This is a genomic window from Arthrobacter sp. NPDC058192, assembly GCF_042883665.1.
Lineage (GTDB): Bacteria > Actinomycetota > Actinomycetes > Actinomycetales > Micrococcaceae > Arthrobacter.
In genome coordinates, this window is record NZ_JBHVVJ010000023.1 from 39,847 (window position 1) to 49,459 (window position 9,613).

The window sequence follows — 9,613 nt, forward strand, 5'->3', positions numbered from 1 at the left end:
TTGGGTCACGGACTGGGCCGTACCGGCGCCGGACTGGGCCGGATTCCGTATGTTTCGGCGGGACCGCAGTGTTTGCGAGGACTGGAACCCGGTTCGAGTCCCACCTCGGGCACGTGTTTTCCCTGTTCAGGGGCTTGTGAGCCTCTGAGTGTGTACAAATCTCCTTTATGGGCCCCTGCGGGGGCCCATTTTTTCTTGGTGGATGTTGCTGTGGCGGGGTGGCTCCTTCTCTTGACTTGGGCAGCGGCTTTGCTGCGTACTCCTTCATGGCGTGGAGCGCTTGGAACTGCATGACTTGGGATCGTCCGTAATAACGAGAGCCACCACTCGGGCAACCGAAACCGCATCGACTTAGCGCCCTCGCAGGATACACACGCGCGCCCTCGCGGCATTTAGAGTTTCGGCGGTTCCAGAAGCTGTCTTGCCACATCGGCATCCGTTATCAGGACGTTGATCCAGCCCCCGGCGACGGCGCCGCGGATGGCGTCCAGTTTGCGCATGCCTCCGGCTACGCCGATGCGGCGGGGTACGGCCATCATCGCTTCGGCCTCGATGGAGATCATTCGCTCTTCGATCGCTGGCTTCATGGGCAGCCCCTCAATATCGAAGAAGCGCAAACATATCTCTCCGACGGCGCCTGCGCGGGATAGTTCCTTTTCTTCAGCCCTGCTCAGGGCATTCCCGCTCGCCTGCCACAGGGGGGATGCCGGGAACGTCCCAACGCCGACCAGCAAGGTGGTCAGTCGGTCCCAGGCTTCAATGGACGTCTTCACGGCCGGATCACCAAGGAACGCTTCGCGAATCTGGGGATTCGCTACCAGCCCGGGGCATCCCATGTAGTACGGCTTGGCCGATGTCAGCTCTGCGAGATGCGAGACAAGGCGTGTGGCCTGTATTTGTGCTTGTGGGCTACCCACCCCTCCGATGAGCTGGATCACTTCATTGGCGATCTTTCTCGGCCGTGACCGCATCGCCTCAACGGTATGCAGGAGGGTGGTGCTCCATGAGGAGATTCCCACATAGTCGTCGGCATCGATGGTGGTTTCGAGGTAGGTTGCCGCGGACGAGCCCAATCGCATTCCTAAAGAGGCGCCGTCCATGACGTCAACCACCACGACTTCACGAAGTTGGTACTTCTCCTCGAGCGCCTTCTCCAGACCGACATAGATTCCGGCGGGCTGAACTATCGACGTCCGGACGATTCCCAGCTCGACAGCGTTCTTGAGATAACGCGAAACCCTCGCTTGGGAGAGGTTCAGACGCTCGGAGATTTCGGCCTGCGACATGCCTTCCTCGTGGTAGAGCACGGCGATCTTGGTGAACAGCCGAAGTTGCTCCGTGCTAGCCGAGAGGAGAGACGACTGAGGAGTGACCTGCGTCATATTTCGTCACTTTCGAGGGATTGATGAATATTCATTCATATGTGAATATAGCCCCGTTCGGCCCCGGGTGTCATCCCATGGGCCGGTTGAGGCACTCTGGATCGAAAGCGTCATTCGGTGGGCGCCGTGGTGCCACTGAATCAATATTCAGTACTGAAAGATTATTGCCCTTGTTTCATTTTTTCCCGTGATCGCGAGGCTGGATGGCTCGTAGACTTCCAACACCGGACCAACTTCAGAGTCGAAGTTCCATCAGGAATTTCGATCGCCGCACTCAGGGGCCGCAGTAACCTTCACGATCGAAAGCGAAACGCAGATGACAGATATTAAGTACTCCACCCGCCTGAATTCCTTCGGGTTGGGCAAGGGCAAGAAATACCCCAGTGGGGAAGATTCGGTGATCGACCTGATCGCCATCGCCGGAAGCGTTAAGGGTCTGACGTCTCTCGAACTGAACTACCCGGAGCACTTCGGCCAGCATTCAGTCGAGGAAATCAAGGCGGCCCTGGACAAAGCCGATCTCGATGTCCGCGGCATCCAACTCCGCTGGCCGGCGCCCCAGTTTTCCAACGGCGGGTTCACCAATCCCGATCCCGGGCTTCGGCAAGCAGCCGTCTCGATGGTTAAGGAAGCAATTGGCCTGTGCCGTGAATTCGGCACCAACCATGTACTGCTCTGGCCAGCTCATGACGGGTACGAATACCCGCTGCAGATGGACTACATGAAGTCCTGGAACTGGATGGTCGAAAGCCTGCAGGCTGTCGCCGACGTCGACCAGGATATCCGCGTCTCGATCGAGTACAAGCCGGCTGAGCCCCGTGGACGCACCATTCTTAACACCACTGGCGCTGTCATGAACCTCATCAAAGACTGTGACCGTCCGAACCTTGGCGTCACCCTGGACTTCGGCCACCTGCTGATGGCCCGGGAGAACCCGGCGCAGTCCGCCGCCATGTGCCTGCGGGAGCAGAAACTGTTCGGACTCCAGATCAACGACTCGCACGGCGTGGCCGATGACGGCCTCTTGGTGGGGTCGATCCATTTCGCGGAAACTCTGGAACTCGCGTACTACCTGCTCCGCGACGGATACCAAGGAACGTATTATTTCGACACCGATCCGGTACGCGAGAACCCGGTGACCGAATGCGAGATGAACATCGAGAGGATGGGGACCATCATCGACAAGGCCCGCGAGCTCGTCCGCGACTATCCGGACCTCCCCAGCGGAGACGCACTTCACTCCTCGTCCGTTCTGTGGTCGAAAGCCGTAGGTGTCTAGGTGACTTCAGCCGGTATCTGTGTCGTCGGGTCACTGAATGCGGATCTCATTGCCTACCTCGGCGCAGGCGGGGGCGCGGCCAGCTACGTGACCGGGAAGGGCTTCGAAATGGCTGCGGGCGGCAAGAGCCTGAACGCGGCAATGAGTATCGCCTCGCTGGATCCGACTGTGTCGCTCGTAGGGCGTGTCGGCACTGACGAACTGGGACACTTCATCACCGGCGCCCTCCGGGCGCGGGGCATCACGACCGAGGGCATCATTCACGATAACCGGATCCACACCGGCGTGGGGCATGTAAGAGTCAATCCCGAGGGCGAATACGACACCGTCGTTGTTCCGGGAGCCAACGGGAATTTCTCACCGGCTGACATCGATGCTTACCTGGAGGACCATGAGCCGCCGGCGTTTGTGGTTCTGAATCTCGAAGTGCCCCTTGCCGCCGTCCGGCGCGCAGCCACCAGGTTCCGTGAGCTTGGTTCCACCGTGGTCCTGAACCTCTCCCCAGTGCACGCAGAGGCGAGGCCGCTCCTGCGGCTCGCGGACGTCGTGGTCATGAATCTGAGCGAGGCCTGTCACGTCTTGGATGTCCCCGAAAACACAGACGTGGCGCTGCTCCTCACGGCTCTTCGCGAGGCCGGGGCCAAAACTCCCGTCCTGACACTCGGCGGCCGCGGGGTGGCGGCGCTGAACGGCAAAGAACTGGTGCACGCGGACGTCGAACCGATCCGCGTCGTCAACTCAGTAGGGGCCGGCGACAGCTTCCTGGGAACGATGGTTCTGGCCATGGCCAACGACCACCCGTTCCCTGTGTGCCTCAGGGCTGCCAACGAGGCGGGCCGGCTCGTCTGCGGCCGCTCCGAATCCTTCCTCACACCCGCCGACGTTCAACACATAGAGAGAGTCATTGGCGTTCCCCTCGCCAAAGACTGCACTACAGCCGCACAAGCGACGGAAAACATCCGTGGCTAAGGACACGACCAACATCAACCGCCGAACCGTTTCATAGCCCCACCAGCTTTGACGGTGTTCGTCTCAATGGGGGCATCGCCCATGTATGAGCACGAATCCCGCCCGCGGGCCTTCCAAAGACGAAAGGAATACAGATCATGAACAAACTTCCCAAGGCGGCCACCCAGATCGCCGCGGCCACGGCAGCAGTCGCATTGCTCGCGGCTTGCAGTGCCACTCCCGAAGGGCCCAGCGGCCAGTCATCCCAGTCCGGAGACCTCGCCAGCCTGGTTAATACGTCTGCGAAGACGCCGATCAAGGACCTGAAGGCCAGCCTCGGCGCTCCGACAGGTTCGGCCGACACCAAGCTTTGCTACATCACCCGGACGCTGTCCAACGAGTTCTGGGGATTTGAGCGGGACGGCTTCGAATCCGAGGCGAAGAAGCTGGGCGTCAAGTACCAGACGTTCGATGTGACCGACGAGTCCTCCATTACTGAGCAGCTGGACAAGGCAAAGAGCGCCGCCAACCAGGGCTGCACCGCCCTGCTTGCGTCGCCCATCTCGGCGACCGGCCTGGACACAGTCTTCACCGATGCCCTCGCAAAGGGCACGCCCGTCGTCATCCTGAACGATGCCAAGGGCACCGTGCCCGGAAGCGTCTACGTCGGTCCTGATGCGCTGACGATCGGTCAGACGGCTGCCGATTACATTGCAACCAAGCTCCCCGACGGCGGCAAGGTCGCCATGATCGAAGGTGACCCGGGATCATCCAATGCCCTGAACCGCGGCGAGGGCTTCAAGACAGGACTGGCCAAACATCCGAACTTGCAGTTGGTCGCCTCTCAGACGGCCAAGTGGGATCAGACCAAGGCACAGGAGATCGCTTCGGCCATGCTCACGGCCAACCCGGACATCAAGGCGTTCTACTCCCAGAACGACGGGATGGCCCTGGGTGTCGCCGCCGCCATCGCGGCCAAGAACCTCACGGGCAAGGTCCTCCTGGTCGGCACCGACGGCATTCCCCAGGCCAAGAAAGAAATCCAGGCGGGCAACATGACCGCCACGGTGAGCGAGCAGCCCGTCACCGAAGGCGCCAGCGGCGTTGATACAGCACTCTGGCTGCTGGCCGGCAAGAAGGTTCCCGGCTGGGTCGATGTTCCTGCCTTTATCATCGATTCCGCCAACGTCGGGCAGTACCCGACCGGAATGCCGTAGGGACGGTATCCATCATGGTTGCACCGCTGCTTGAGCTGCAGAATATCGCGAAGTCATTCCCCGGTGTCCGGGCCCTGAACGACGTCAGCTTCACCTTGGAAAGGGGCGAAATCTGCACGCTGGCGGGGGAAAACGGCGCCGGCAAAAGCACCCTGCTCGCCATCCTCGGCGGCTCTCTTGTCCCCGATCACGGCTCAGTGATCATCGACGGCACGCGAAGGGCACACTTCTCACCACGCCAGGCACTGGCTGACGGAGTGAGGATCGCCCATCAGGAACCTGCCATTGTCCCGCAGCTGTCGGTAGAACAGAACCTCGTGCTCGGGCGCACAGCACGCCAGCGCAGGGACGCCGCCAAGGACATCGACCAGGCGCTGGCCGACGTCGCCCAGATGGGATTCCCACTGAAGGCGAAAGCCTCGGTGCGGGGACTGAGCCCCGCACAACGCCACGCACTGACCATCGCCCGGGCTCTGGCCTTCGGCGCCAAAATCGTGGCCCTCGACGAACCCACAACCAGCATGCTGGAGCACAACGTCGAAGGCGTCCTGAACCGGGTGCGGGAAATCGCCCACACCCGCGGGGTAGGCATCATCTACGTTTCACACAAGATGCCCGAGGTCATGAGCGTCTCCGACAAGGTCGTGGTCCTGCGTGACGGCACCGTCAACTACACCAGGCCGATCGTGGAGACATCCGAACAGGACATAGTACGGAACATGGTCGGCCGGGAGTTGCTGTCGTTCAAACGGCAGCACCCGGTCCCCCCGGGTGCTCCGGTCCTGTTTTCCGCCTCGGAGGTCAGCCACCCGAGCGGTGGGGGACCCCTCGCCCTGGACGTGCGGGCCGGCGAAGTCTTGGGGATCGCAGGCCTGGTCGGCTCAGGCCGTACCGAGTTCCTCCGCGCAATCATTCGGGCCGACAAAGGCAGCACCGGCACAGTAAGCGTTGACGGGAAGAAGCGCAGGATCCGGTCGCCAAGGGACAGCAGAAACGCTGGTATCGCGTTCATCCCCGAAGAACGCAAACACCAGGGCCTGGTCCTGCAGGTTCCCGCCTACTTCAACGTCGCCCTCACCGCGGACGGGCAGTTTAACGGTTTTGGGCCGATCATTAGCCGGCGAAAGCAGATTGCCGCCGCGGAAGAGGCTGCGGCCCGGATGTCACTCCGGCCCGCCAATGTACGCCTCAACGCCCGCCAGTTCTCCGGCGGCAACCAACAAAAAATCGTGATCGCCAAGTGGACCTGGCGCAACACCAAAGTATTCCTCTTCGATGAGCCCACCAAGGGCGTGGACGTCGGCGGCAAGGTCGAAATCTACGAACTCATCGACGCCTTGGCCAACGCCGGAAGCGCGGTGATCGTGGTCTCTTCCGATTTACCGGAAATTATCTCCCTTAGCGACCGGGTCAAAGTAATGCGGCAGGGTCAGTTCGTCTCCGAGCACACCGGAGAAGACATCAATGAACACAGCCTCGTGGCCAACGCCATGGGCATCGCAGAAAGAACAACGACATGAGCCAGCCCACCCTGCCCACGAAAGATCCTGGTAAAGACACCCAGACGACACTTGTGGATCGACGGCAAGACGCCGCCGCCAGGAAACCACGAACCCGGCCGACACTGAACCTCCAGGCACTGGGGATTTACATCGCCGCTTTGGTCATCTTTCTGATCTTCGGACTGCTGAACCCCAACTTCCTCACCTCCGGCAACCTCCGGGACATCGCCGTTTCAGCCAGCGTCAACGCCATCATCGGGCTCGGCATCACGTTCGTCATTATCACCGGAGGCATCGATCTCTCCGTCGGCTCGATCGCGAGCTTCGTCGGGATCGCGACGGCCACCCTCATGGTAAACGCCGGGACCTCGCCTTTCCTCGCTCTGCTCGCCGGCATTGCCCTCGGACTGGTCTGCGGCGCTATCAACGGCCTCCTGATCACCAAGCTCAAGTTGCCCCCGTTCATCGCCACGCTGGGAACGATGAGTATTTACCAGGGCTTCGCGTACGTGGTCACCAACGGCAAGCCGGTCTACAACATCCCCAAGGACTTCGTCTTCATGCTCAACAGCTACGTTGGTGGCATCCCGGTCGCGGTCATCCTCGTGGCGGTCCTGGCCGTCCTCTGCTGGCTGCTGCTTCGCCGGACGGTCTTCGGGCAGAACGTCATCGCTACCGGCGGCAGCGAAGAAACGGCCTGGCTCTCCGGCGTCCGCGTCGACAGGGTGAAAATCGCTGTCTACGCCCTCTCCGGCGTGCTCGCAGGAATCGGCGGACTGGTCATCGTAGCCCGCATCAACGCGGCCCAAACCGACGCCGGCAGCCCGTACCTGCTCACCGCCATCGCCTCCGCAGTGATCGGGGGAGCCAACCTCATGGGTGGAGAGGGGCGGATCGCGGGGACTTTGGTCGGAGCCCTGATCCTGGGTGCGCTAACCAATGGACTGGTCCTGCTCAATGTTCCGAGCTTCTACGAACAGATCGTCACCGGCCTCGTCGTCGTGATTGCCGTCGCCTTGGACCAGGGCAGCAAGGGATGGCCGTTGTTCAAGAAAAGGTCAGCCCCGCAGGCGGAAGTCCCGCAGAGGGAAGCAGCGGTCTGATCCAACCCCCGGCGGTGACCAGGCCCGGGAAATGTTCACATCGAACATCCGGGGGAGCGGCGGCAGCGGGAACACCGCAGCCGCCGTTCCTACTTCCGGAAACCTTGTCTTCCTCCACGGCCGACGCCCAACTCCCCATCCCGCAGACTACAGTCAAGCAAGAGGGACAGACCCAGGACACGAGGAGCCCCCAGTGCTCGATTTTGACATCATCGACGCCCATCACCACCTGTGCGACTTCTCCCGGTCATACCCCTGGCTCCAGGGTCCGGCAGAACCTTTCCGCTATCACGGGGATGACCGGCCGCTCCGGCGAAACTATCTCATCGGGGATTACCTGAAAGACGTCGAGGGATTCCGGCTGGCAGGATCGGTCCATATCGAAAACGGCGCCGCCGATCCGCTGTGGGAAGCTGACTGGATCCAGAGCGTCCACGACAACAGCGGCCGTCCGTCCGTTCAAGTGGCCAGGGCTTCCCTGGCCGAGCCAGAAGTGCTGTCCCGTCTGGAACGCCTCGCGGCAATCCCATCGGTGCGGGGCGTCCGCGACATCCTCAACTGGCACCCGGACCCCCAATACACCCATACATCCCGCCCTGATCTGATCACCGACCCCGTCTGGCTGAAAGGGTTCTCACATCTTTCGGCTCTGGGTCTGTCCTTCGACCTCCAGGTCTTCCCCGACCAGCTGGACCAGGCGGCGCAGTTGGCCGCAAACCATCCGGACACCACCATCATCCTGGACCACGCCGGAATGCCCATTCACCGCGATCCCGAGTCCCTTCGCGACTGGCGGACCGGAATGCAAAAATTGGCAAAGCAGCCGAACGTGGTAACCAAGATTTCCGCCCTTGGAACGAATGACCACGCGTGGACGACCGCATCAGTCCGACCGGTCATCCTGGATACCATCGACGTGTTCGGCCCGCACCGCACCATGTTCGGAAGTAACTTCCCCGTTGACAGCCTCTACTCCAGCTTCAACGCGCTCTACACAGCGTTCGACGAGATAACCGGTTCAATGTCAGAAGCTGACCGCCGTGAGCTGTTCGCGGAAACCGCGCGGCGGACCTACGACATCGGACCGGAGCCCACCACGGGCAAACCGGAGCGGCACGGCGCCGCAGCGCCGAACTAGGAATCCCGCCGGATCTCGGCATTATCGCGCCGTGGTCACCGCGAGACGCCGAGCCGCCGGGACCAGGAGTGTCCGTTTAACGGTGGCTCCACGGTTGGCATTTAGTCGATTCTTCCGTCGAGACAGGAATATTAGCCTGTGAGCCGCAGAGTTGTTTGCTGCGATCCGCGGAATGGATGGCGCTCACGGTCAGTCCCGCGACTGGTCGACGGTGTGCGGGTGGAAAGAGCCGGTACGATCGGGGATTTTCGGTTGTACCCCAGATGGTGAGGGAGCCGACTGACACCTGCGCTTGGCCCCCGTTTACACCGTGTCCGGTGCTGAGGACCGCGCCGGTGCCCATTGGAGTGGCGGCCGATGGGTCACCTGTCAGCGCAGGTCAGTTACGAGTCCTCCGAATATCAAGGTGTTATTTGTAGCAGCCCACTTCGCGGTTCAACTGCCAAAGGCTTGCAGGTTGCGGAGCTGTGAGAGTATTTCGTTCGTAGTTGCCTCGATGCCTTCCTGAGTGGACACCGTCAGCCCTGCTTCGTCCGACTGAAGGGGTTCGAGTGTCTCCAGCTGGGAGCTGAGGAGAGAAGGGGGCATGAAATGTCCGGGACGCTGTGCTACCCGGCTTTGCAGAAGGGGCAGCTCGACCTCGAGCTGGACAAAGGTTGCCGCGGGTGCGCTGGCCCTGATTGCATCCCTATAGACGCGTTTTAGCGCCGAGCAGGCAACGATGACTCCATTCGGGTGGTTTGAGGACAGCTCGGCACCTACGAGTCCGAGCCAGGGCCACCGGTCCTCGTCTGTGAGCGGGTTGCCTGCAGCCATTTTTTCGACGTTGGCTTGAGGATGCAGCGAGTCTGAGTCGACAAAAGTGGCACCCATGCGTTGTGCAAGCGCGGCGCCGACGGATGATTTTCCCGCCCCGCATACGCCCATTACGACAAGGACAGGTTTCATCAGAGTGCGCCCTGGTCCGGGGTTCCGGCGAGGATCGGCTCGTGGCGCGCCACTTCGACCGGGCGCTGAAGCAGCCCGTCGAGGGAGGCGTTGAGC

8 protein-coding genes are annotated in these 9,613 nt (G+C 61.6%); 6 read left to right on the forward strand and 2 right to left on the reverse strand.

Annotated elements, in window-relative coordinates; all coding sequences use genetic code 11:
- Positions 1-392 precede the first annotated feature (392 nt).
- Positions 393-1,382 (reverse strand): sugar-binding transcriptional regulator, encoded by a 990-nt coding sequence (locus tag ACFVVK_RS19290; RefSeq protein ID WP_390270720.1) that lies wholly within the window; start codon positions 1,380-1,382, stop codon positions 393-395.
- Between the two features lie 316 nt (positions 1,383-1,698).
- On the opposite strand from ACFVVK_RS19290, the gene ACFVVK_RS19295 reads away from it, so the two are divergent.
- From ACFVVK_RS19295 to ACFVVK_RS19320, 6 genes are all read left to right on the forward strand, one after another.
- Positions 1,699-2,661 carry a sugar phosphate isomerase/epimerase family protein gene (locus ACFVVK_RS19295; RefSeq protein ID WP_390270723.1) on the forward strand — a complete coding sequence of 321 codons (963 nt, stop codon included), beginning with the start codon at positions 1,699-1,701 and terminating at the stop codon, positions 2,659-2,661.
- Positions 2,662-3,630 carry a PfkB family carbohydrate kinase gene (locus ACFVVK_RS19300; RefSeq protein WP_390270726.1) on the forward strand — a complete coding sequence of 323 codons (969 nt, stop codon included), beginning with the start codon at positions 2,662-2,664 and terminating at the stop codon, positions 3,628-3,630.
- 137 nt (positions 3,631-3,767) lie between these two features.
- Positions 3,768-4,826, forward strand: a complete 1,059-nt coding sequence (locus tag ACFVVK_RS19305) for a substrate-binding domain-containing protein (RefSeq protein ID WP_390270729.1) — start codon at positions 3,768-3,770, stop codon at positions 4,824-4,826.
- 14 nt (positions 4,827-4,840) lie between these two features.
- Positions 4,841-6,346 (forward strand): sugar ABC transporter ATP-binding protein, encoded by a 1,506-nt coding sequence (locus ACFVVK_RS19310; protein WP_390270732.1) that lies wholly within the window; start codon positions 4,841-4,843, stop codon positions 6,344-6,346.
- Positions 6,343-7,431 carry an ABC transporter permease gene (locus tag ACFVVK_RS19315; protein WP_390270735.1) on the forward strand — a complete coding sequence of 363 codons (1,089 nt, stop codon included), beginning with the start codon at positions 6,343-6,345 and terminating at the stop codon, positions 7,429-7,431. The genes ACFVVK_RS19310 and ACFVVK_RS19315 overlap by 4 nt, the downstream gene beginning before the upstream one ends.
- Positions 7,432-7,624: 193 nt before the next feature.
- Positions 7,625-8,569: an amidohydrolase family protein gene (locus tag ACFVVK_RS19320; RefSeq protein WP_390270738.1), complete on the forward strand. Its 945-nt coding sequence runs from the start codon at positions 7,625-7,627 to the stop codon at positions 8,567-8,569.
- 435 nt (positions 8,570-9,004) lie between these two features.
- Here ACFVVK_RS19320 and ACFVVK_RS19325 read toward each other — a convergent pair whose 3' ends face one another.
- Positions 9,005-9,517, reverse strand: a complete 513-nt coding sequence (locus ACFVVK_RS19325; RefSeq protein WP_390270741.1) for a gluconokinase — start codon at positions 9,515-9,517, stop codon at positions 9,005-9,007.
- Between the last annotated feature and the right edge of the window lie 96 nt (positions 9,518-9,613).